General features: G+C 55.4%; 21 protein-coding genes and 1 tRNA gene. 7 read left to right on the top strand and 15 right to left on the bottom strand.

Annotated elements, in window-relative coordinates:
• Window positions 1-74 precede the first annotated feature (74 nt).
• From AC3CHX_RS05105 to AC3CHX_RS05045, 13 genes are all read right to left on the bottom strand, one after another.
• Window positions 75-1,151, bottom strand: a complete 1,077-nt coding sequence (locus AC3CHX_RS05105) for a beta-keto acid cleavage family enzyme (RefSeq protein ID WP_488643009.1) — start codon at window positions 1,149-1,151, stop codon at window positions 75-77.
• A gap of 78 nt (window positions 1,152-1,229) precedes the next feature.
• On the bottom strand, window positions 1,230-2,078 hold the full coding sequence (locus AC3CHX_RS05100) for a TauD/TfdA dioxygenase family protein (RefSeq protein ID WP_488643008.1): 849 nt from the start codon (window positions 2,076-2,078) through the stop codon (window positions 1,230-1,232).
• A gap of 13 nt (window positions 2,079-2,091) precedes the next feature.
• Entirely contained in the window at window positions 2,092-3,072 is a 981-nt protein-coding gene (locus tag AC3CHX_RS05095; RefSeq protein ID WP_488643007.1) for a quinone oxidoreductase family protein, read from the bottom strand.
• A gap of 28 nt (window positions 3,073-3,100) precedes the next feature.
• Window positions 3,101-4,144 carry a universal stress protein gene (locus AC3CHX_RS05090; protein WP_488643006.1) on the bottom strand — a complete coding sequence of 348 codons (1,044 nt, stop codon included), beginning with the start codon at window positions 4,142-4,144 and terminating at the stop codon, window positions 3,101-3,103.
• 37 nt (window positions 4,145-4,181) lie between these two features.
• A complete protein-coding gene (locus tag AC3CHX_RS05085) occupies window positions 4,182-4,490 on the bottom strand; it encodes a Rieske (2Fe-2S) protein (RefSeq protein ID WP_488643005.1) in 309 nt (102 codons plus the stop codon).
• A 379-nt stretch (window positions 4,491-4,869) separates the two neighbouring features.
• Entirely contained in the window at window positions 4,870-5,349 is a 480-nt protein-coding gene (coaD, locus tag AC3CHX_RS05080) for a pantetheine-phosphate adenylyltransferase (protein ID WP_488643004.1), read from the bottom strand.
• An 86-nt stretch (window positions 5,350-5,435) separates the two neighbouring features.
• Window positions 5,436-7,109 (bottom strand): electron transfer flavoprotein-ubiquinone oxidoreductase, encoded by a 1,674-nt coding sequence (locus AC3CHX_RS05075; protein WP_488643003.1) that lies wholly within the window; start codon window positions 7,107-7,109, stop codon window positions 5,436-5,438.
• Between the two features lie 212 nt (window positions 7,110-7,321).
• Entirely contained in the window at window positions 7,322-8,914 is a 1,593-nt protein-coding gene (locus AC3CHX_RS05070) for a PAS domain-containing hybrid sensor histidine kinase/response regulator (protein WP_488643002.1), read from the bottom strand.
• 358 nt (window positions 8,915-9,272) lie between these two features.
• Window positions 9,273-10,718: an NAD(P)(+) transhydrogenase (Re/Si-specific) subunit beta gene (locus AC3CHX_RS05065; protein ID WP_488644722.1), complete on the bottom strand. Its 1,446-nt coding sequence runs from the start codon at window positions 10,716-10,718 to the stop codon at window positions 9,273-9,275.
• Between the two features lie 2 nt (window positions 10,719-10,720).
• On the bottom strand, window positions 10,721-11,056 hold the full coding sequence (locus AC3CHX_RS05060) for an NAD(P) transhydrogenase subunit alpha part 2 (RefSeq protein ID WP_488643001.1): 336 nt from the start codon (window positions 11,054-11,056) through the stop codon (window positions 10,721-10,723).
• 17 nt (window positions 11,057-11,073) lie between these two features.
• Complete coding sequence (locus tag AC3CHX_RS05055; RefSeq protein WP_488643000.1) at window positions 11,074-12,189, bottom strand: Re/Si-specific NAD(P)(+) transhydrogenase subunit alpha; 1,116 nt, start codon at window positions 12,187-12,189, stop codon at window positions 11,074-11,076.
• A 193-nt stretch (window positions 12,190-12,382) separates the two neighbouring features.
• The gene (locus AC3CHX_RS05050; protein WP_488642999.1) at window positions 12,383-12,796 is read right to left on the bottom strand and encodes a hypothetical protein; all 414 of its coding nucleotides are present in this window, start codon (window positions 12,794-12,796) and stop codon (window positions 12,383-12,385) included.
• A 419-nt stretch (window positions 12,797-13,215) separates the two neighbouring features.
• Window positions 13,216-13,611, bottom strand: a complete 396-nt coding sequence (locus AC3CHX_RS05045) for a hypothetical protein (RefSeq protein WP_488642998.1) — start codon at window positions 13,609-13,611, stop codon at window positions 13,216-13,218.
• Window positions 13,612-13,820: 209 nt separating this feature from the next.
• Between AC3CHX_RS05045 and AC3CHX_RS05040 the strand changes: the two genes are divergently transcribed.
• From AC3CHX_RS05040 to AC3CHX_RS05020, 5 genes are all read left to right on the top strand, one after another.
• Window positions 13,821-14,093 (top strand): hypothetical protein, encoded by a 273-nt coding sequence (locus AC3CHX_RS05040; protein WP_488642997.1) that lies wholly within the window; start codon window positions 13,821-13,823, stop codon window positions 14,091-14,093.
• Window positions 14,094-14,524: 431 nt separating this feature from the next.
• Window positions 14,525-14,968, top strand: coding sequence for a hypothetical protein (locus AC3CHX_RS05035; protein ID WP_488642996.1), 444 nt, complete (start codon window positions 14,525-14,527; stop codon window positions 14,966-14,968).
• Window positions 14,969-15,066: 98 nt separating this feature from the next.
• Complete coding sequence (locus AC3CHX_RS05030; RefSeq protein WP_488642995.1) at window positions 15,067-15,798, top strand: nuclease-related domain-containing protein; 732 nt, start codon at window positions 15,067-15,069, stop codon at window positions 15,796-15,798.
• Between the two features lie 536 nt (window positions 15,799-16,334).
• Entirely contained in the window at window positions 16,335-16,580 is a 246-nt protein-coding gene (locus AC3CHX_RS05025; protein ID WP_488642994.1) for a DUF4224 domain-containing protein, read from the top strand.
• Window positions 16,564-17,616 (top strand): tyrosine-type recombinase/integrase, encoded by a 1,053-nt coding sequence (locus tag AC3CHX_RS05020; RefSeq protein ID WP_488642993.1) that lies wholly within the window; start codon window positions 16,564-16,566, stop codon window positions 17,614-17,616. The genes AC3CHX_RS05025 and AC3CHX_RS05020 overlap by 17 nt, the downstream gene beginning before the upstream one ends.
• A 96-nt stretch (window positions 17,617-17,712) precedes the next feature.
• Here the strand turns inward: AC3CHX_RS05020 and AC3CHX_RS05015 are convergent.
• Both AC3CHX_RS05015 and acs read right to left on the bottom strand, forming a co-directional pair.
• Window positions 17,713-17,803 (bottom strand) — tRNA-Ser (locus tag AC3CHX_RS05015).
• 308 nt (window positions 17,804-18,111) lie between these two features.
• Window positions 18,112-20,094, bottom strand: coding sequence for an acetate--CoA ligase (gene acs / locus AC3CHX_RS05010; protein WP_488642992.1), 1,983 nt, complete (start codon window positions 20,092-20,094; stop codon window positions 18,112-18,114).
• Window positions 20,095-20,441: 347 nt separating this feature from the next.
• On the opposite strand from acs, the gene AC3CHX_RS05005 reads away from it, so the two are divergent.
• Together AC3CHX_RS05005 and AC3CHX_RS05000 are read left to right on the top strand one after the other, a co-directional pair.
• Window positions 20,442-20,591, top strand: coding sequence for a hypothetical protein (locus AC3CHX_RS05005; RefSeq protein WP_488642991.1), 150 nt, complete (start codon window positions 20,442-20,444; stop codon window positions 20,589-20,591).
• Window positions 20,592-20,731: 140 nt separating this feature from the next.
• Window positions 20,732-22,279, top strand: a complete 1,548-nt coding sequence (locus AC3CHX_RS05000) for a fumarate hydratase (protein ID WP_488642990.1) — start codon at window positions 20,732-20,734, stop codon at window positions 22,277-22,279.
• The last annotated feature ends 63 nt before the right edge of the window (window positions 22,280-22,342 follow it).

Below are 22,342 nucleotides of genomic sequence, written 5' to 3'. Positions count from 1 at the left end.
TCGGCGAACCTGGTGAAAGCGCCGGGGAGCCATTTCAGGGGGCGGATGGGGCTCTTACGGCCCTCTATCCAGTATTACAGAGGTGCCGCCTGTTTCGCTGCGTGTTGCGTAAAGCCGAGCTGACCCGGCTTCCTGCTCGGAGCAAAGCCGTTGTTCGCCAGCGTTTCGTCAGCGTTGTCGTAAAAGGTGCCTATCTTGTAGATGGCGCGCGCTTCCTTCGCATTCGCCACTTCCCGGCCGCATTCGCGCGCGATCCGCACCAGCTGCTCGATCTGCTCGACCGATCCCATCTTGCGGTCGCGGCCCTGCGTCCAGATGTTGTCCTCGTTGCCGCAACGGACGTGCAGGCCCATCGCGATCGCCATCATGTTCAGCGGCAGTACGTTGAGCATGGACGTTTCCAGAGTCAACACTGAGCCGTCCGGGCAGGCGCGCACGAAGTTCGCCAGATTGTAGATATTCGGAGCGTCAAAGCCGCCGCCGATCGCTACCCAGGTCAGGATCAGCGGCACATTGCAGGTGCCGCGACGCATCATCCGCTCCACCGTTTCCAGTTGGGTTATGTTGGCGAGCTGGAATTGCGTCTGGATTCCTTTGGCTGACAAGCGGCGAATATGTTCTTCCACCCACTCCGGCCCGGCCGGGATCGTCATTTCGCGATACGCGCGGTACATCGCCGGCTCCGCGAGCGAAGTGCCGGCCAGATCAGCCGCGCACATTTGCTCAACGACGTTCATCTGGTTGGTGTTGATGGCGATCGTGACCTGGTCGGGGGCCGGCGTCAGCTCAGCCAACATGTGTCGGGTGTCGTCGGACAGCCAGGTCGCCACGTCGCCCTCGCCCTCCGGTGCGAACGAAATCGAGCCGCCGACTTGCAGGATCATGTCCGGTACGCGAGCGCGGATGCCAGCCAGCAACTCATTGAATTTCGACAGACGCTTGGACCCTTTGCCGTCCAATTCACGCACATGCAAGTGCAGTACAGTGGCGCCTGCGTTGTAACAATCTACCGCCTTCTGGATATGCTCTTCCATTGTTACAGGAATATCTTCCGGAAAATCGGACGGCATCCATTCTGGGCCATAGGGGGCAACGGTGATGACAAGTTTTTGCTGATTTTCAGGAAACAGCGAACCATCGAGGAAATTCATGTGTTACTCCAGTAATGAGACTGTTGATAGTTGTCCGGCAATCCGAAACGGTCGCGGCTGACCGATTCGGAGCCCGGGTCAAAACGGTTTGTCGCCGACGATGCCGGCGCGCTCCATCTTGCGATGGCATGGCGGATAGTCCATGACCGCATAGTGCTGGGTAGCCCGGTTATCCCAGATCGCCATGCTGTTTTTCTTCCAGCGCCACCGGACCTGATACTCTGGAATGTAAGCCTGGCTGACCAGGTAATTCAGCAGCAAAGCAGCGCCCGGATTGGCATCCTGACCAAATCGGACGTTTTCCTTTGTGTGGAAATTGGTGAAGTGGGTCGTGAACGCATTCACGAACAAGATTTTTTCACCGGTTTCCGGGTGGGTCCGTACGACTGGATGCTCGGCATCCGGAAATTGCGCTTTCAACGCCAGTCTTTTTTCGAGCGGCATGGCGGCGCCGAAAGAAGCCTCAATGCTGTGCCGGGCACGCAAGTCGGCGATCTGGGTCTTGATATGGGCCGGCAGCATGTCGTACGCAGTCGCCATGTTGGACCACATCGTATCGCCACCGACGTCCGGGCACTCTACGCACCGCAAAACGCAGCCCATCGACGGCGCTTCGCGCCATGTACCGTCGGTGTGCCACGCGTTTTCATAGCGGTCCACCGGCTGGTCCGGTGATTTGTAAATCTGGACCAAGCCCGGATATTCCGGATGGCTGCCCGCGACCGGATGGTCTTCGAGCTTGCCGAAGCGTTGAGCGAATGCCACATGGTCGGCGCGTTCGATATCCTGGTCGCGCAGGAACAACACCTTGTGTTTAAGTAATGCGGCTTTGATTTCTGCAAACAGCCCAGCGTCATCGACCGCATCTGCCAGATTGACGCCGCTCAACTCGGCACCAATGTTGCAGGTCAATTGTTCTATTTTCATTTGCAATTGCCCCTCAAATCACAAAGATGGATGACCCGGTCGTCTTGCGCGCTTCCAGGTCCTGGTGCGCCTGCGCGGCTTCCAGCAATGAATAACGCTGATTGATTTCAATCTTGATCCTGCCGGCTGCCACATGGCCAAAGACTTCGTTCGCCAGCCTGTTTTTTTCCGCCGGGTCAGCAATGTAGTCGGCAAGCGCCGGACGCGTCAGATAAAGCGAGCCTTTCATTGCCAGCAGTTGCGGATCGAACGGCGGAATCTTGCCCGAAGCGGTGCCGAAACAGACCATCAGGCCGCGGCGCTTGAGCGAGTCCAGCGACGCCATGAAGGTATCTTTGCCAACGCTGTCAAATACGACCGAGACGCCGATGCCATCGGTCAATTCGCGCGTCCGGGCGGCAACGTCTTCATGGCTGTAATTGATGGTTTCGTCACAGCCATATTCACGCGCAAGGACGGCTTTCGCGTCGGTCGAGACTGTGCCTATCACGCGCAATCCCAGTAGCTTGGCCCATTGCGCAACAATCAGACCGACTCCACCGGCTGCTGCATGCAGCAAAATAGTGTCGCCGGCCTTGAACGGGTAGATGCTGCGCATCAAGTATGCTGCGGTCAGGCCGCGCATCGTCATCGCTGCGGCGGTTTCACAGCTGATGCCTTCAGGTAGCTTGATCAGCAGCGCGGCCTGTATCAGGCGCGCCGTGCTATAGGCGCCCAAGGTATTCAGGAAGCCGGTATAGGTCACCTTATCGCCGACGGCAACGTTGCTTACACCGCTGCCGACCGCTTCGACAACACCGGCCGCTTCGACGCCCATGCCGGCCGGCAACGGAATTGGATACGTGCCGTTACGGAAATAGGTGTCGGCAAAATTCAGCCCGACAGCACTATGACGCAGGCGAACCTCGCCCGGGCCGGGCTCGCCGACCGCAACGTCTTCCAGCCGCAACACTTCTGGTCCACCTGTTTCATAAAATCGAATCGCTTTTTCCACTTGTTTTCCTTTGTGCTATTGAAGCTCTTTAGTTCAGCTTGTTATCTGACTGTGTGACGGGTACCGATGCTAGATTGACGATCCGTGAAAAAAGATGCCGGAATTCGGTATCGGCATCGGAGCCGAAGCGTGGATCGCTGTTACCGGAAAATGCGGCGTTGATCTCAATCCAGTCGGCATCCGTCAGATAGCGTTGGGCCGCCGGTAGAATGACGCCTTCCTCCCGCCCCATATGCTCCCAGATGAATGTTGCATAGGCGGAAACCGCTTCCTGCAGCGCCTCGACGGAATTCAAATCGCTTGCATAAGCGTCGACAAGAACCCCAAGTTCAGCCACCATTTGCTCGTCACGCACATGTTGCCGTTCTAGTTCATCTAGCTCGGCGTTGACGACTGAGGTCCGCTCGCGAAGCTTGCAAAACAAATACTCCTGTTCTTTCGCGTGGTGCTGCGCGACTGGAAAATTCTTGATGTAATACATTATTCCCTGCATTAACGCCGGTTGCGCCGCGGCGACGCCTTCGGCCACCGGCTTGAGGACTTGCAGCCAGGCGCGTAGCACTGCCGCAAGAGAGCGATGTTCGTCCCGAATGGTGGCAATCGCCTGAGCTGGTGCAGGCGGGTCGACCATCGCGGATACCAGTACCGGAATTTCGGAATTGATCAGCACATTGAGGGTTTGGGATCCCAGCATCATCCCTATTGTGCTGGGACGACTATGCGACGCCATAAATATCAGATCACACCCCTCCGATCGAGCGGCAGTGATAATCGCTGTGTAAGGCGAATCGCTCACGGCGGTGGTCGACGAGCAGGGCACGCCCTGGGCACGCGCTGCAGATTCAGCCTTGGTCAACAGCTCGCGGGCACGACCTTCGTAAAGGTAGGTAAAAACGTCCGGTGACGTCAGGCGAATAATCTCGGCTTCGCCGCGCAGTGACGAGGTATGATCGGCGTCCGCATGAAAAAATGTAATCCTAGCGCCAAGCCTGCGTGCGAATTCCACGGCGCGGCCAATGGTGACAGTCGACAGATCGCTGTCGTCGATAGGAACTAGCAAATGGCAATACATGATGACTCCTAGTGCAGGATAATTCTGACGACAATGATCATTTAACCAATCGAATCATTATTCGTCCGTCGATGACCTCAACGGGAAACCTACGAAGCCGTTTCTCTGGCGCGGCAAGAAGCGCCCCGGTTGTGACGTCGTAACGCCAGCCATGCGCCGGGCAGGCGACAACCTTGCCGCATAAACGCCCTCCGCTCAGCGCGGCGCCGGCATGCATGCAACTGTTCTCCACCGCATGTAGCGCACCAGCGACATTGAAAATCGCGATATCGATCATGCCGATGCGCACGGCGCGTTGCATGCCCGGTTGCACTTGTTGCATGGCGCAAATTTCGACGAAATCCATTCGACTCTTTCAATTGTGGTTTGTGGCCTTGATGTGAGAATAGGATATAAATGAGATCACTCCCCCCCCTAAAAGAGGGGGGATCAAATATCAGGCATCATTTGTTGGCGTTGCTATGAAAACGGGAATTTTGCCCATTGCTCGCCACAGCGCGATGCTTGCGTCCCGATTAATCAGGATAACGCATGGTCTGCTTGGAAGTCGTTGAAGACGGAGCGGCCGTCGGTGATTCTGGCCAGCCATCCAAAGCTGCGCAACGATCTGCGCCGGCCGACCACTACCCACCCGGGCCTGGTCGATCGAATTGGTTAATATTTTTCGATGGAAGTAAGTGCCAAGCCAAATTAATTAATAAATTTCGATGAAAGTCTTGATTTATTCAATAACGCCTCTTCGCGTTAAACCTTGCGACCACCGAAGGAAATACAAATTTCGACACATCGCCCCCAAGGACGGCAATTTCACGCACGATGGTACCGGAGATGAACTGGTATTGGTCGGACGGCGTCAGGAACAATGTCTCTACATTGGGTATCAGATGGCGGTTCATCCCGGCCATCTGGAATTCGAATTCAAAATCGGAGACAGCGCGCAATCCCCTCACGATGACCTGCGCATCATGAGCGCGGACGAAGTCGCCAAGCAATCCAGAAAAACTTTCGATCTGCACATTGGCATAATGTCCAAGCTCTTCACTCGCGATCGCCAAGCGCTCTTCAAGCGTAAAGAATGGCTTTTTGTTCTTGCTATCGGCCACGGCGACAATCACCCGGTCGAACAATCCCGACGCCCGACGCACCAAATCTTCGTGACCGCGCGTGAGCGGATCAAATGTCCCTGGATAAATAGCTGTGACCATTGCATCTTCCTAACCAAATGAATGTTGTTCCATAAATCGATACTCCAGCAAAGCAGTGTTTGGCTAAGTGATGAACCGTTACCGCCTCACATACCAGGATAATTCGGTCCGCCGCCACCTTCCGGTGTCACCCAGACGATATTCTGTGTCGGGTCCTTGATGTCGCAGGTTTTGCAATGCACGCAATTCTGTGCATTGATTTGCAGCCGTTCGGTGTTGTCCGGATTGGTGACGAACTCATAGACCCCGGCGGGGCAGTAGCGCGCTTCCGGCCCTGCATACTGTGCCAGATTGATAGTCACCGGTATGGTCGGGTCTTTCAGGGTCAGATGAACCGGTTGTTCTTCTGCGTGATTGGTATTCGAAATGAATACCGATGACAGGCGGTCGAAGGTCAGCTTGCCATCCGGCTTGGGGTATTTGATCGGCGTGTAATTCGCCGCCGGTTTCAGGCATTCATGGTCGGCGTGGGTGTGATGCAAGGTCCACGGCGCTTTGCCGCCGAATACCACCTGGTCGATACCGACCATCAGCGTGCCGAGATACAAGCCTTTGCTCATCCACGGTTTGAAATTGCGTGCCTTGTGCAATTCTTCATGTAGCCATGACTTTTCGAACGCGCTGGCGTAAGCGCTCAGTTCATCGTGCTGGCGCGCGCTGGCCAGTGCGTCGAAGGCAGCGTCGGCGGCCAGCATGCCGGTCTTGATCGCTGCGTGGCTGCCCTTGATGCGGCTGGCGTTCAGGAAGCCGGCATCGCAGCCTATCAGCGCGCCGCCATTGAAAGTCAACTTCGGCAGCGATTGCAGGCCGCCCGCGGTGATTGCGCGCGCGCCGTACGAAATGCGTTTGCCGCCGACGAAAAATTTGCTGATTTCGGGATGGGTTTTGTAACGCTGGAATTCTTCGTAGGGGGACAGATACGGATTCTCATAGGACAGGCCAACCACATAGCCGACCGCAACCTGATTGTTTTCCAGGTGATACAGGAAGGAGCCGCCATAGGTTTTGCTGTCGAGCGGCCAGCCCGCGGTATGGACCACCAGGCCCGGCTGATGCAATTTCGGATCGATTTCCCAGAGTTCCTTGATGCCGAGACCGTAGGTTTGCGGATCCTTGCCCTTGTTCAGGTCGTACTTGGCAATAATTTGCTTGCCCAGATGGCCGCGCGCACCTTCGGCAAACAGCGTGTATTTGGCGTGCAGTTCCATACCCAGCTGGAACGCCTCGGTCGGTTTGCCGTCGCGGCCGACGCCCATATTCCCGGTCGCGACACCCTTGACCGAACCATCGTCGTTGTAGAGCACTTCGGCGGCCGGGAAGCCGGGGAAGATATCCACGCCCAATATCTCGGCTTGCTGGCCCAGCCAGCGTACTACGTTGGCCAGCGAAATGACGTAATTGCCGTGATTCTGGAAGCAGGCGGGCAACATCCAGTTGGGCGTCTTGTAGGCTTTGGTTGCCGTCAAAAAGAGGAAGCGGTCTTCACTGACTTCCGTGTTGAGCGGGGCGCCCAGTTCTTTCCAGTTGGGGAATAATTCGGTCAGCGCTTGCGGGTCCATGACTGCGCCGGACAGGATGTGGGCACCGATTTCGCTGCCTTTTTCGAGTACGCAGACCGAAACCTCCTTACCCTTTTCAGACGCCAGCTGCTTCAGGCGAATCGCAGCGGCCAATCCGGCCGGGCCGCCTCCGACCACTACTACGTCATATTCCATCGCTTCGCGCGGGCCGTATGTTTCAAGTATGTTTTGCTGTTGCATCCCTGTCCTCAATTAAAAAAGTTGCGCAAACGACCCCACTGGCTCGTGCTCAACCACAAGTGAATTTGCCATCGCATCAGGATCGCAAAGACCCATGCGCAACTACCAGTGCAATGAAAGTACCGGTGTTTGATCCAGTAAGACCTTGTCCAAGTCGATATCTCCGGGTTGCGTGCAGCCTTCGCCCCCCATTGCGTTGCATGCGTCCTGCCTCAATGGCGCTGATTCACCTGCGTGAATTCCAGCGCCACGTTCAGCGCATCCATGAACGCGTCGAGCTTGATTGGCTTGGTCACATAGCGGAAGAAGCCTGCCTGCATGCCTTTCTCGATGTCGCGCGGCATGGCATTGGCACTCAGGGCAATGACCGGAATGTGCGCCGTTGCCGGGTCGGCGCGCAGGATTTTCAGCGCGTCGGAGCCGCTGATGTCAGGCAGATTGATGTCCATCACGATCACCTCTGGCTGCGCGCTGCGAGCAAGCGCTATGCCGAGTTGCCCGCTCACCGCGGTCAGCAGGCGCATCTCGGTGTGGCGCGCGATGAGTTGCTCGACCAGTGCCAGGTTCGCCGGATTGTCCTCGACATACAGCAGAGTGTGCGGCGACCCGCCCTCCTGAACTTGCGCCTTGGCAACTGCTGCGGGTGCGGCACCGCCAGCGGCGACTTGGGGGGCCGCCGCCGCGGCCAGATCGAACCAGAACACGCTACCCGCTCCGACACTACTTTCTGCGCCGATGGCGCCCCCCATCAGTTCGGCCAGTCGTTTGGCCACCACCAGGCCGATGCCGGTGCCTTCCTCGGTGCCGGCTTCTTGTCCGAGACGATTGAACGGCTGGAACAGCTGCGCCAGCTTGTCCGGCGGCAATCCCGCGCCGGCGTCCCTGACGCTGACGCGCATGCGTTCCGGGGTGTTGGCGCTGCACGTGACCTCGACCGTTCCCTGCTCGCGGTTGTATTTGATCGCGTTGGACAGCAGGTTGATCAAAATCTGCTTGACCCGGGTCTGATCGCCGTGGACAAAGCAGGGAACGTCAAACCGGGGAAAGCGCATGCGAATGCCGCGCTGTTGCGCCTGCGGTTCGATCATGGCCTGGCATTCCTGCATGATGTCGGTCAGCGAGACCGGTTCCTGCGACAGCGACACCTTCCCAGACTCGATCTTCGCGAGATCGAGGATGTCGTTGATCAGCTTCAGCAGATGCCATCCCGCCTGCAGGATCTGGTCAATGCTGGCTTGCTGGAAAGGCGTAGGCGGCGGAGAATCGGACGCCATCAGCTGGGCGAAACCGAGGATGGCATTCAGTGGACTGCGCAGCTCATGGCTCATGCCGGAAAGGAAATTCGATTTCGCGCGGTTAGCTCTTTCCGCTGCGGCCTGCAGCTGCTTTTGGTCCTCGATGTCGGTGCTGGTCCCAACCCATTTGACGATCTGTCCATTGGAGTCTTTAATCGGTAATGCGCGGCCAAGATGCCATCGATAGACGCCATCGGAGGCTCTTTTCAAGCGGTACTCGATTTCAAAAGTTTCACTGCTCTTAAATGCGCTCATCCAGCGATCGATGAAAGGTTGCACATCATTCGGGTGTAATAGCGGATGCCAGTCCCCAGCTTGGGTTTGCTCCAAAGTAAGTCCTGAATAGGTGACCCACCGTCGATTGCAATACTCGATCCTGCCATCCGGATTGGCTGTCCACACCATTTGGGGTAGCGCATCTGCAAGCGATCTAAAGCGTCGTTCGCCCTCATCTATTTCGCGCTCGAAAGAAGGCAATTTTCGCGGTGGTTTGGTATCTTGTTTTCGCATGCTCATTTACCTGAATAAGCGTAAATACTACTCTTTTTGCACCGCGCACACGCTTTCCGGGTCGAGGCCCACCAACCCGCGCAAACGGTATTGCTCATCCTGTTCACCCATCATCGGATCTTGCGCGGCTTTGTCGCGTTAATTGTGTAATTAAGGAGTATGCACGAGCGTGGAGGCGACTCTTTAAAACTCGGCGGATCTATCCTGTCAATGCATAAAATTGATTGACAAGAGACATTTAGTTACCACCCTCGACCATGAGTTGGCCTCCTCTATATCAAAGTCTTTGCGAACCTTGACTCTACTCCGACTGCTTTCTGAACTAGGAGGGAGGTCGCCTATATGATTATCAGAACCCTTAATCGACAGCTTTCACCATATCCTCAATCACCTTCTTGGCATCCCCAAACACCATCATGGTCTTGTCCATGTAGAACAACTCGTTGTCCAGCCCGGCATAGCCGGAGGCCATCGACCGCTTGTTGACGATGACGGTCTTGGCTTTGTAGGCTTCCAGGATCGGCATGCCGGCAATCGACGACTTCGGATCTTTCGCCGCCGGATTGACGACGTCGTTCGCGCCCAGCACCAGCACCACATCGGCCTGGCCGAATTCGCTGTTGATGTCTTCCATCTCGAACACCTGGTCGTATGGCACTTCGGCCTCGGCCAGCAGGACGTTCATGTGGCCCGGCATGCGTCCTGCCACCGGGTGGATCGCGAACTTGACGGTGACGCCCTTGTGGGACAGCTTTTCGGCCAGTTCCATCAGCGCGTGCTGCGCCCGCGCCACGGCCAGACCGTAGCCGGGCACGATGATGACGGTTTCAGCATTCCCCATCAGGAACGCGGCGTCGTCGGCGGAGCCGGCTTTCACCGGACGTTGTCCTTGTGCGCCGCCCGGCGTCGCGCCAGCGGGAGCGCCGCCGAAGCCGCCCAGCAACACGTTGAAGAATGAGCGGTTCATCGCACGGCACATGATGTAGGACAGGATCGCACCGGAGGATCCGACCAGCGAACCGGCGATGATCAGCATCGCATTGTTCAGTGAAAACCCGATCCCGGCCGCGGCCCAGCCCGAATAGCTGTTGAGCATCGACACCACCACCGGCATGTCGGCGCCGCCGATCGGGATGATGATCAGCACGCCCAAGACGAAGGCGATGATGGTCATCAGGATGAACGGCAGCCAGGATTGGGTCAGCACAAAGATAATGCCCAGACCGAGCATCGCCACCGCCAGCAGCAGGTTGATGAAATGCTGGCCCCGGAAGCTGACCGGCGCGCCCTGGAACAGGCGGAACTTGTATTTGCCCGACAGCTTGCCGAACGCAATCACCGATCCGGAGAAGGTGATCGCGCCGACGAAGGTGCCGATGAACAACTCGATGCGGTTGCCGACCGGCAACGCGTCGCCATGCGCCGCGATGCCGAAGGCCCAAGGCTCGGACACTGCCGCCACCGCGATACAGACGGCGGCCAGACCGATCAGCGAGTGCATCGCCGCCACCAGTTCCGGCATCTTGGTCATCTCGACTCGCTTCGCCAGGAAGGCGCCGATGCTGCCACCGACTACCAGACCGATCAGCACCAGCCCGAAACCCAGGCCGGTACTGCCGGCTTGGGTCTTGAGCTTGATGATGAGCGCGATGGTGGTGATCGCGGCAATCGCCATGCCGCTCATGCCGAAGACATTCCCGCGCCGGGCCGAGGACGGATGCGACAGCCCTTTCAAGGCCTGGATGAAACACACCGAGGCGATCAGATAGAACATCGTCACCAGGTTCATGCTAACGAATGCCATGCTCATGATTTGGCTCCCGCGAAGTCTGTTTTAGGGAGCGCCACTGCTTTCGGTTCTTTCTTCTTGAACATCTCCAGCATCCGCTGCGTGACCAGAAAGCCGCCGAAGACATTCACGGCAGCCAGCGCCACCGCAAGTGTCCCGGCAACCTGGCCGACGATGCCTTCGGTCAGTCCGGCGGCCAGCATCGCGCCGATGATGATGATCGCGGAAATCGCGTTGGTGACCGCCATCAACGGCGTATGCAAGGCCGGTGTGACGGTCCAGACCACGTGGTAACCGACGTAGATCGCCAGTACGAAGATGATCAGGTTGGTGATGGTGTGGGTGACTTCCATGTTTCTTTCCTCTTATCTTATTTGCGTAATACTTCACCGCCGCTGCACAGCAAGGTGGCGGCAACGATATCGTCCTCAAGATTGATCACCAATCCGCCTTCGGGATTGACGATCAGCTTCAAAAAATCGAGCACGTTGCGGGCATACAGCGCCGACGCATCGGCCGCCAGCAGTGCAGCCAGGTTGCCTTCGCCGATAATGTGCACGCCATGCTTGATGACAGTCTTGCCCGCTTCGGACAACGGGCAATTGCCGCCCTGATCAGCGGCCATGTCGAGGATCACCGACCCCGGCTTCATGGCCTTGACGGTCGCTTCGCTGATTAGCACCGGCGCCCTGCGGCCCGGAATCAGCGCGGTGGTGATGATGATGTCGGCCTGCCTGGCACGCTCATGCACCAGTTCGGCCTGACGCCGCATCCAGTCGGCCGGCATCTGGCGCGCGTAGCCGCCGACGCCTTGCGCGATTTCACGCTCTTCGTCGGTAATGAAGGGCACGTCGAGGAATTTGGCGCCCAGCGATTCGATCTGCTCCTTGACCGCCGGCCGCACATCCGAGGCTTCAATCACCGCTCCCAGCCGCTTGGCCGTGGCGATCGCCTGCAGACCGGCCACCCCCGCGCCCATGATCAGCATCCGTGCCGCCTTGACGGTCCCGGCGGCGGTCATCAGCATCGGCATGAAGCGCTGGTAGGTGTTGGCCGCCATCAGCACCGCCTTGTAACCGGCGATATTCGCTTGCGACGACAGCACGTCCATCGATTGCGCACGCGAGGTGCGCGGTGCGGCTTCGAGGGCAAACGCGGTCAGCCCGTGACTTGCCATCAGCGCAATATTCTCGGCATCGAAAGGGTTCAGCATGCCGATCACGACCGCGCCGCTGTTGAGCAGCGCATATTCTTCCGCCCCGGGTGCGCGCACCTTCAGGACCGTCGCCGCGGCGAACGCGTCGGCGGCGGAACCGATCGTCGCACCCGCCGCAGCGTAGGCGTCGTCGGGAATACTCGATAAGATGCCGGCGCCAGCCTGCACCACGACCTGATGCTTTGCCGCCACCAGCTTTTTGACCGTTTCCGGAGTCGCCGCAACCCGGGTTTCACCCGGCCGGGTCTCGGCGGGGATGCCGATTTTCATGTAATTCTCCCTAAATTCCAGAAATTTTTGTAATCAGCACAATATCTGCTTCTGTCGCGTTAATTGTGAAAATATAGAGTGTGAGCGGGCGTGTATGCCGCTCCTTAACACTGGGCGGATTTATCCTGCCAGCGCATAAAAATTATATGAACGCCTCCGGTTGCCAGAGAATTTTTGTGAGCTTCTAGACAGGCTAGGCTGCAGCTGTGCGGTTCGAGAGATGGTCCAGAAATTTGGCGCGCTTGTTCTGCTTGTTGAAGACCTCGCCGGTCTCCGGTTCGACCAAGTGCAACTGGAAGGCTCTCTTCGCTACGGCGGCGCCATGTACGGTATACTTTATTTCGGGTTCTCCTTCCCTTATTTGGTTTGTTTCGACATCTCCTCTTTGGCACATCAATGCCGTCGGGCTGTGAGAGCCCTCATCATCGTCGATTTCACCACGGTTCTCTTCTCTTGAACCGCGATTTGGTTTGAATTGAGTCGCTGGTATCTGATAGCAATGATAAATGCTGAGCAGATATACCCAATCGTCGTAACCGACGATTCTTGCACGCAACCAAATCGCCTTGGCGCTGGTGGAAATAGCTGCACTTGACCGGCCACTCATCGTGCGGAAAAACCATAGATGCAGAGCACCCCATTCCAGATGGCAGACCTGGTTTAGCTGTTGTGGTCTGCCATCGTCTCTGCGACGGGTTCGAGTGCAAGCTTGTGTAAATCCTGCATCGCCAAGCCTTTTTTCACTGGGCTCCGCTCACCCATCAGCGGTCCTTACGGTCGGCCCGACTGTCTTGGGACAGGCGAGCAATCGGGCTTACATCGCTTCGCTGCTGCAACACGAGTGATTTAGGTCCCATCTACCCCCCATGCGCGTTGGGTGTCCGTGCAATTTAATTTTCGAGTAATTTGACCCGCGCGTGCCTTTTTGGCTTGACCCTGTCAGCTTGTTTGGCTCATTTGGCGTAATAACGTTTATCGACGATTCACATGAGTTGACCATGTCAGTCAGCCTAGCCTTATTCCAGGTCAAGTTTCCAGAGCCGCTTCACGTTTCACGACGTTACTTGCAACCACATTGCGGTGTTCAATAGCGACTTTTTCTGCTCTCACTCGGTACATTTCTTTAATGCGGAGTTCCCACAAATATCCTTCGTAGGCTGCGCGGAACAAACCAATAGCGCTAGCGACATATATCGTTGCGTCACAATGTTTTCGATAGCAGCAACTCGCACTACACCTCCCGTCAGTCGCGTGGCGATCCCACAATCGCACCAGCCGAACTTGCAAAACATGCGTTGCTCCGGCACTAATAAGGTGTTTTCGTTTTAAGTGGTGGAAGCCCTTTTTAATCTCCTTATTTTTGGCACTTGCACTTCGATTTTCACCTGTAACAATAGCCTTGTTGCATGCCCAAGTACTCATCTTCATCAGGTTAAAGCAGATCGACAATTTTGCTACCAAGGGTCGCAATGGACGAACTGAAGCATGTGGCTCGGCGCGATCAGATGTTCAACACATTCTGACTATCCGCTTTAGGCATCTCATGGCGCAAAAAATGTCGGCCCTGGTACGCTTTCCAGTGGGGCCGGTCATGACTCATCCCCCTGGCGAGCTTTAAATATGGAAGAAATATGCCTAAATTACTACTTAGCGTCCTCGTTGGCAGTTGTTTTATTTCCGGTTGTGCGTCCACCATGTTGTCGGATGATCGTCTGATCTCGAACACAGCCGGTGTACTGGGAGTCCAACAAAAAGAACTTACCATTACCGACCGTCGCGAGCAGACGCCGAACACGTACTACACGGCGACAACCAGGTCCGGTAGAAAATATGCTTGCACCATCAATGGCGGCGGCATCCTTGCGCTTGGCATGACCAACCCGCCTACTTGCGCCAAGAAATAAGCGGTTGTGCTTTGACATCATTCCGCCCCTACAGTTATCTGGGGCGGATTTCAAAAAAGGAAATGACGCTTGCGCCCACACGGCCGGAAGTCGAATTTTCCAGAAAAAGTCATAATCCAAGCACCTGGAAGTAGCCCATTTCGTTTCTTGATTACTGGTCTGTTGTTTGTCGCCAGTTCCGCTCAGAGCACCCCCACGGAAATTTATATCCGTTCTGCGTCACCCCACATTTTCACCACTGGCCATTTAATCCCAATTGAATCCTGTCTGTTGTTCTTTGCTCCCAGCAAATCTGACTTGCGTATCCATTTTCCATTGTTACGATCAATTGACTGTCCGGTGCTCAGTTCATTCGCGCTACTCGGTCATTCAGCACGGTTTCCCCCACAGGACACTGCCGATCAAAAACCGAAACATGAAAGCACGAAAAAATGGATACCGACCACATCACCAACGGAAACCTGATGTCGACCGATTTCGCAAAAACAGACAAAGCGAGATTTTTACAATCTGAGACCCTTAGCAAACGAACTAAGCCAGTCTTCCTTGCACCAGGCATTCCCGCGCACGGCGTATGGATGACAGACGTATCGGCGATGGACCACCGCTCGGTCAAAGCGCAATTGGCCGGCCACGGCGACTGCAGGGTGGCCTGGTGGCAATTGAACTGCCTGCTCCATCGCTGGCTCACGCCGCACGCCTCACTGGAAAACGTGATGTACGCATTTCATGCGCGTCATCACGCCATCACGTTCACCAGCCTGGAGTTGATCGATGATTTCTGGTGCACCTTCTGGGCCGTCAAACGGCATGGCCCCCTTGCCGGCCTGCGTTGCGCCATCCGCCAAGTACAACGACCAACGGGAGAAAAATAATGCATCAGCATAACGAGAATGATAGCGTCCTCGCTACGGTGGTCCGCAGTCTAATGGGGTTGGTCATCGCGGCTTGTGTGCGGACGCTGACGACGCTCATGCTGGTGCTGTTCTTTCTTCTGAAACGCCCTGTCTCCCGTGTACTGCATCTGGAATGGCACTCGGCACGCTGGTCTTCCCTGCAATGGTGCTACCGCCCGCTGAAGTGGCTGGCCGGCCTGTTGTGTCTGATCGCGCTCGCAAACGCCTCCCATCAACTCGCTGCGCCCCCCGCGCAGCCGGATCAGATCATCGCCGGTCTCCTTGCACTGTGCGTCGGCCTAGCGTGCGGACTACTCTTCAATGTCCTGCACTGGATGGAGCAGTACGCGCGCGACCCGGCCATTCAGAAAAAAATGGCGGGGATCGCTGCCGAACGTTATGTGCAACGGCTGGTTGAAGAGTATCGGCAGGATTGTCCCGGATCCCGCGCTCTGCACGGCAAGTTGTTTGTCTTTAACGCACACACGCCAAGCGAATTTTCCGTTGAAGCTGATCACATTTTGATCACCGAACGCAACGTTTTTGTGATTGAGACGAAATGCAAATCCGGCACCCTATCAGCGGGAGCCGAAGCTCCCAAGTGGAAGGTTTCATCTCCCCATGGTGACGGAGAAATGCGTAACGCACTGAAGCAGGCCAAGAATGCAGTGCGCGTATTGCAGCGCGAAGCCGGCCTGCCCTGCGAAGTCATTCCTTTGGTCGCGATCAAGGGCAACGATGTAAAAATCGTTGACGGACCGACGAATGTCCTGGTTGCTGCGCATGTAACCAGCAACTGGAAACTATAGGCATCGGCATCGCAAGTACGTGGGCTGGAAAGGTGGTCACAAAGCAGATGCTCACGCGGGAATGTAGAGCGCTGCGCATGTGGATAGCTGCGCAAATCCGCGTAAATCTGGCGGCAAGCGTTTTAGGGGTGAATTTTTCTAAATTTCTACATTTGGTAGATATGAGGGCAGCTGGGGCTGATGTTTTCCCAGTGGCAGCCCTACGGCAGTGCAGGGGCTCGGGTAGCTTCCGTGTGTGTCACCCTGCATTTTTGCCGCCATATTACACACTTTTGCGTCGCCAGTAACAGCGCATAAACATGCGTGTCGCGCTGTACGACGCTTTGAAATTTATTCAATGTAGGCATAGAACAGACGAAATTATTGAAGCTATGCCACTTGATAACGCATAGGTGTCTTTACCAACGTTTTTTTGACATAAAAATTTGCGAGTCCTCTTCGATTAATTGCTGCATTTGAGGTTGCGCGTCCAAATCGATAATTTATATTTGTCTACAGTTTGTACAGATCATTAAAGGAACAACGAGGGAGGTGAAATGATGACGGAAGCTAAGGAAATGTTCCTGAATCCCGACGAGGTCAGAGCTTTAACAAATCGCATCCATCATTCAGCGCAGATCAAAGCTCTGTGTTCAATGGGAATTGAGCACAGAACTCGGCCGGACGGCAGTCCAGTAGTTTTGAGACAGCATATCGAACAACTAATGGGTACTGCGTCGGACAAAAAACATCGCAAAATAGCAGAACCAAACTGGGGAGCCTTAAATGCCACGCGCGCGTAAAAAAGAGAACCAGGGCTTACCAAAACGTTGGCGCCACACGCACGGCGGCTATTACTATCAAGTGCCGCCGGGACAAGAATCGGCATGGGATGGCAAGAAAACGTTCCGATTAGGAAAGACGCTGCCGGAAGCGTATCGCGTTTGGGCGGAGCGCATAGGTGTAGTTGAAAATGCACGCACGATTGGCGCGTTGCTGGACCGGTATCTGCTGCAGGTGATCCCGTGCAAGAAAATAACCACGCAGCGGCAGAACAAGATCGCGATCAAGCCGATTCGCGCCGTATTTTGCGATATGCCCCTGCTCGACCTCAAGCCCCGGCACGTGTATCAATACATCGAAAAGCGCGGTGGCGGTACCGGTGCCAAACGAGAGATTGAAATTCTCTCCCATGCCTACACAAAAGCAATTGAATGGGGTTACATCGATCGCCACCCGTTCAAGGGCGAGATACGGCTGACGGGCGATAAGCCGCGCACTCGCTACGTCGAGGATTGGGAAATCGTCGAATGCCTGTCGATCAAGTCGAAACGCAAATACGGCAGCGTGTTGGCAGTGCAGGCCTACATCCGATTAAAACTGTTAACCGGCATGCGCATGGGAGATATGCTGAGAATCACGATGTCGGATTTAAAAGAGGATGGCATTCACTTCTCGCCGGCCAAAACTGAGGGAACCACTGGGAAGCGGATGATTATCAGTTGGTCGGCTGATCTACGCGCAGCGATAGCGCTGGCAAAGGCGGCAAGGCCGGTAAAAGTATCGCCGTTTCTATTTTGTAATCGCCTGGGAGAGGGTTATTTTAACGAGGAAACTGGGCGCGCCGGCGGTTGGGAATCGATGTGGCGCGGATTTTTTGCACGCATCATGGCTGAAACGAAAGTCACCGAAAAATTTACAGAACATGACCTGCGGGCCAAGTGCGCGAGCGACGCAAAGACCCTGGAACACGCCCGGGCGCTGCTGTCGCATGCCGACAGCAAGGTCACAGAACGTGTCTACAGGCGCAAGCCTGAACGAGTGAAACCACTGCGATAAAACCAGATTGAATAGTACAAAGCCGATCTATAGTACAGGCGAAAAAAATCCTCAGAATTCCGAGGATTTTTTCCTTTAAAATCAACTACTTATCCTTGGCGGAGAAAGGGGGATTCGAACCCCCGGTAGGCTATGAACCTACACACGCTTTCCAGGCGTGCGACTTAAACCACTCATCCATCTCTCCTATTTACTACCCCTCGCTTTACTGTAACTTCATCTTACCGAGATCTAGTTTTCGCGAAGCCGCAGATTATAACAATAATTTGAGGGAAATGGCTAGTTTCCATCGTTGGCGATTGTTTTCTCGTGGTTTATTTCTCAGCAAGCTGTTATTTCGACCATAGAGAGGAATCTTTAGTATTTCAGTTTACTCGCCATAATCCAAATTATAGTAAAAATGCCGGGCCATTTCCTAACGAAAATGCCCACAAAAAAAGCACACGCAGGGCGGAAAGCGCAGCACTTTCCGGCCTGTGCACCCTTCTTGTTTTGTTACACTGTGTCCTTCAATTGCTCCAGAATTGCGGGATTTTCCAGTGTTGAGACGTCCTGAGTAATCTCTTCACCCTTGGCCAACAATCTCAACAGACGGCGCATGATCTTGCCGGAACGGGTCTTGGGCAAGTTGTCGCCGAAACGAATTTCCTTGGGCTTGGCGATCGGGCCGATTTCTTTGGCGACCCAGTCACGCAATTCCTTGGCGATTTGCTTGGCTTCGTCGCCTGTTGGACGGCTGCGCTTGAGTACCACGAAGGCGCAAATTGCTTCGCCGGTGGTTTCGTCCGGCCGGCCGACCACTGCCGCCTCTGCAACTATCGGGTTGGCGACCAGTGCTGATTCGATTTCCATGGTGCCCATGCGATGACCGGAGACGTTCAGAACATCATCGATACGACCGGTGATGGTGAAGTAGCCGGTGTCCTTGTTGCGGATGGCACCGTCGCCAGCCAGGTACAAATCGCCGCCGAACTCTGCGGGAAAATACGAGCTTTTGTAGCGTTCCGGGTTATTCCAGATAGTGCGTATCATCGCAGGCCACGGACGCTTGACAACCAGAATGCCGCCCTGGCCATCCGGCAGATCATGACCGGCCTCGTCGACGATTGCGGCTTGTATGCCTGGCAACGGCAAGGTGCACGAACCCGGCACCAGCGGCGTAGCGCCCGGCAGTGGCGAGATCATGTGACCGCCGGTTTCGGTTTGCCAGAACGTATCAACGATCGGACAACGTTCTCCGCCAATATTCTTGTGATACCACATCCAAGCTTCCGGATTGATCGGCTCACCAACGGTGCCTAGCAGGCGTAAAGACGACAAATCATATGCGGATGGATGGATTTTCGCATCGGCGTCTGCGGCTTTGATCAATGAACGAATCGCTGTTGGCGCGGTGTAAAAAATAGTGGCTTTGTGGCGCCCGATCATGTCCCAGAAGCGACCGGCATTCGGGAAGGTCGGAATGCCCTCGAAAATGACTTGAGTAGCACCGACCGCGGTCGGGCCGTAAGCAATATAGGTGTGGCCGGTGATCCAGCCGATGTCGGCGGTGCACCAAAAGACATCATCAGGCTTGATATCAAAGGTCCACTTCATCGTCAGGGCGGCCCACAGCAGGTAGCCGCCAGAAGAGTGCTGCACCCCTTTCGGGGTCCCGGTGGAACCCGACGTATACAAGATAAATAGCGGATGTTCGGCATCAACCCACTCAGGCTCGCATTGCGCAGCCTGATCGGCTACCAATTCATGCATCCAGAGATCAAGACCGGCGCTGAATTTGACGTCGCCGCCGGTACGTTTGTACACAATGACATTTTTAATGCTGTCGCAACCGCCGAGTGCCAGCGCTTCGTCCACGATAGCCTTCAACGCCAGACGCTTACCGCCGCGCACTTGCTCATCGGCGGTCAGCACCGCAACCGCACCGGCATCGATAATCCGTTCTTGCAGCGATTTGGCAGAAAAACCACCGAACACCACCGAGTGAGTGGCGCCGATACGCGCGCAAGCCTGCATCGCGACCACGCCTTCGACCGACATCGGCATGTAAATCACCACCCGGTCGCCCTGCTTGATACCAAGCGATTTCAGACCGTTGGCGAACTTGCAGACTTTTTCGTACAGCTCCTGATAGGTGACCTTGGCGACGTCACCGCCATCCGATTCGAAAATAACCGCGACCTTATCGGCATTACCGTTTTGCAAATGCACATCAAGGCAATTGTAAGAAACATTGAGTTGGCCATCCTCGAACCATTTGTAAAACGGCGCGTTCGATTCGTCCAGAACTTTGGTAAAAGGCTTATGCCAGGTCAGATTTTCGCGAGCAAGCCTGCCCCAAAACCCTTCGTAGTCACTCGCCGCCTCTGCGCACAAGGCGTTATATGCGTCCATGCCGGAAATCGCAGCGGTCTTGGCAAACTCTGCAGGGGGAGGAAAAACACGGGTTTCCTGGGAAAAAGTCTCGATGTTGGCCATTTTATTGTCTCCAGCTATTAAAAAAATCGATGCCAAAAAATAGTCTTTTACACTTACTCAAGCCTTACATGCAGCATTTTCGGTGAATTTGCACGATAGTTTCAGCAATATCGGATCGTCAACTGCACATCAAATGATTGATCTCCCCAGTCAAGGCAGCCTATCAATTGATTAACTTTCCACAATGCCGCATACCATCGTTAAATCGTACTCTCATCCGCGCTCGCCATACTGCCGGCACCAGCATTGGTTTGGCAAAACTGCTATCACCAATATTCCTAGTGCTATTAAGGGTCCGCAGGAAGTGTAAAATAGCGAGGCAGTAATTTTCACCACTTCATAAGCACATGAGCAACATCCAAAATCCTTCAGCAAGAAAGTCCGTTGGCGCCCTCCCGATTTTGATCTTTATGATCAACGCGCTGCCGGCACGGATCGGAAACCACATTACCTTCCTGCTTTCAGCGCTGGCATTGCATGGTGCGACCGCATCATGACGGCCACCCGACATAGCCAGCGCCGGCAGGATGGACCGCATTAATTCATATCCGGCATTATTTTGATGTAGAGCAGTTGTCCGCAACCTTCACGTATTTTTATTGTTACTTCCTTACCGAAAATCTTACAAAGAAACGCCATGACTACACTTATCACCGTCAAGCAAGAAGATCTCATTGAGTCGGTAGCCGCCGCGCTGCAATACATCAGCTACTACCATCCGGTCGATTACATCCAGCATCTGGCGCGGGCTTACGATGCCGAGCAAAGTCCTGCCGCCAAGGATGCGATCGCTCAGATTCTGACCAACTCGCGCATGTGTGCCGAAGGCAAGCGCCCGATCTGTCAGGACACCGGCATCGTCAATGTGTTTCTGAAAATTGGCATGGATGTGCGTTTTGAAGGCTTCAAGGGCTCGATCACCGACGCCGTCAATGAAGGCGTACGCCGCGGTTATCTGCATCCGGACAACGTGCTGCGCGCATCGATCGTGGCCGACCCCCATTTTGAACGCAAGAACACCAAAGACAACACCCCGGCAGTGGTGCATATGGAACTGGTGCCGGGGAATACCATCGACGTCCAGATCGCCGCCAAAGGCGGCGGCTCTGAAAACAAGACCAAGTTCGTGATGCTGAACCCGTCCGATTCACTGGTCGACTGGGTCATGAAAACCGTGCCGACCATGGGCGCCGGCTGGTGCCCGCCTGGCATGCTGGGTATCGGTATCGGCGGTACCGCCGAGCGCGCCATGCTGATGGCGAAACAGGTGTTGATGGAAGACATCGACATGTACGATCTGCTCAAGCGCGGCCCGCAAAACAAAACCGAAGAATTGCGTATCGAACTGTTCCAGAAGGTCAATGCGCTCGGTATCGGCGCACAAGGCCTGGGCGGCCTGACCACTGTGCTCGACGTGAAGATCATGATGCACCCAACCCATGCTGCATCAAAACCGGTGGCAATGATTCCGAATTGTGCGGCCACCCGCCATGGTCATTTTGTACTGGACGGTTCCGGTCCGGCATACATGGAGCCGCCATCGTTGTCTGAATGGCCAGAAGTACACTGGATGCCGGACACCGAAAAATCCAGACAGGTCAATCTCGACACGCTGACCAAAGAGGAAGTCGCTTCCTGGAAGCCTGGTCAGACCTTGCTGCTGAACGGCAAAATGCTGACCGGTCGCGATGCCGCACATAAGCGGATTCAGGAAATGCTGGCCAGGGGCGAGAAATTGCCGGTCGATTTCACCAATCGCGTCATCTATTATGTTGGCCCGGTCGATCCGGTGCGCGATGAAGCGGTTGGCCCGGCAGGTCCGACTACGGCAACACGGATGGATAAATTCACCGACATGATGCTGGAACAAACCGGTCTGATCTCGATGATTGGCAAGGCGGAACGTGGCCCGGCGGCAATCGAGTCGATCAAAAAACACCAATCGGCCTATCTGATGGCCGTCGGCGGCGCCGCTTATCTGGTGTCGAAAGCGATTAAATCGGCACGTGTGCTGGGTTTTGAAGATCTGGGAATGGAAGCGATTTACGAATTCGACGTCAAGGACATGCCGGTTACCGTGGCGGTCGATTCGAACGGCATTTCGGTCCACAATACCGGACCGAAAGAGTGGCAGGAACGGATCCGGTCGGCGTCGCTGTCGAACATTCCGGTTACCGCCATCTGACCGGATCGTTGCTGCGGTTGGCCTTGACTTGGTCGACCGCTTACCTTCTTCCAAGTTATCCAT

The sequence above is a fragment of the Glaciimonas sp. OK215 genome (assembly GCF_057787885.1).
This window is presented reverse-complemented; position numbering and strand designations above follow the sequence as displayed.

Excerpts from the sequence above, each read along its gene's own strand:
- coaD (WP_488643004.1), bottom strand. The coding sequence starts at position 5,349 with ATGGTCACAGCTATTTATCCAGGGACATTTGATCCGCTCACGCGCGGT.
- AC3CHX_RS05075 (WP_488643003.1), bottom strand. The coding sequence starts at position 7,109 with ATGCAACAGCAAAACATACTTGAAACATACGGCCCGCGCGAAGCGATG.
- AC3CHX_RS05085 (WP_488643005.1), bottom strand. The coding sequence starts at position 4,490 with ATGGATTTCGTCGAAATTTGCGCCATGCAACAAGTGCAACCGGGCATG.
- AC3CHX_RS05050 (WP_488642999.1), bottom strand. The coding sequence starts at position 12,796 with ATGAGTGGCCGGTCAAGTGCAGCTATTTCCACCAGCGCCAAGGCGATT.
- AC3CHX_RS05105 (WP_488643009.1), bottom strand. The coding sequence starts at position 1,151 with ATGAATTTCCTCGATGGTTCGCTGTTTCCTGAAAATCAGCAAAAACTT.
- AC3CHX_RS05060 (WP_488643001.1), bottom strand. The coding sequence starts at position 11,056 with ATGGAAGTCACCCACACCATCACCAACCTGATCATCTTCGTACTGGCG.
- AC3CHX_RS05040 (WP_488642997.1), top strand. The coding sequence starts at position 13,821 with ATGCCTAAATTACTACTTAGCGTCCTCGTTGGCAGTTGTTTTATTTCC.
- AC3CHX_RS05025 (WP_488642994.1), top strand. The coding sequence starts at position 16,335 with ATGATGACGGAAGCTAAGGAAATGTTCCTGAATCCCGACGAGGTCAGA.
- AC3CHX_RS05000 (WP_488642990.1), top strand. The coding sequence starts at position 20,732 with ATGACTACACTTATCACCGTCAAGCAAGAAGATCTCATTGAGTCGGTA.
- AC3CHX_RS05065 (WP_488644722.1), bottom strand. The coding sequence starts at position 10,718 with ATGGCATTCGTTAGCATGAACCTGGTGACGATGTTCTATCTGATCGCC.
- AC3CHX_RS05055 (WP_488643000.1), bottom strand. The coding sequence starts at position 12,189 with ATGAAAATCGGCATCCCCGCCGAGACCCGGCCGGGTGAAACCCGGGTT.
- AC3CHX_RS05035 (WP_488642996.1), top strand. The coding sequence starts at position 14,525 with ATGGATACCGACCACATCACCAACGGAAACCTGATGTCGACCGATTTC.
- AC3CHX_RS05030 (WP_488642995.1), top strand. The coding sequence starts at position 15,067 with ATGCTGGTGCTGTTCTTTCTTCTGAAACGCCCTGTCTCCCGTGTACTG.
- AC3CHX_RS05020 (WP_488642993.1), top strand. The coding sequence starts at position 16,564 with ATGCCACGCGCGCGTAAAAAAGAGAACCAGGGCTTACCAAAACGTTGG.
- AC3CHX_RS05005 (WP_488642991.1), top strand. The coding sequence starts at position 20,442 with ATGAGCAACATCCAAAATCCTTCAGCAAGAAAGTCCGTTGGCGCCCTC.
- AC3CHX_RS05070 (WP_488643002.1), bottom strand. The coding sequence starts at position 8,914 with ATGCGAAAACAAGATACCAAACCACCGCGAAAATTGCCTTCTTTCGAG.
- AC3CHX_RS05045 (WP_488642998.1), bottom strand. The coding sequence starts at position 13,611 with ATGAGTACTTGGGCATGCAACAAGGCTATTGTTACAGGTGAAAATCGA.
- AC3CHX_RS05100 (WP_488643008.1), bottom strand. The coding sequence starts at position 2,078 with ATGAAAATAGAACAATTGACCTGCAACATTGGTGCCGAGTTGAGCGGC.
- acs (WP_488642992.1), bottom strand. The coding sequence starts at position 20,094 with ATGGCCAACATCGAGACTTTTTCCCAGGAAACCCGTGTTTTTCCTCCC.
- AC3CHX_RS05090 (WP_488643006.1), bottom strand. The coding sequence starts at position 4,144 with ATGTATTGCCATTTGCTAGTTCCTATCGACGACAGCGATCTGTCGACT.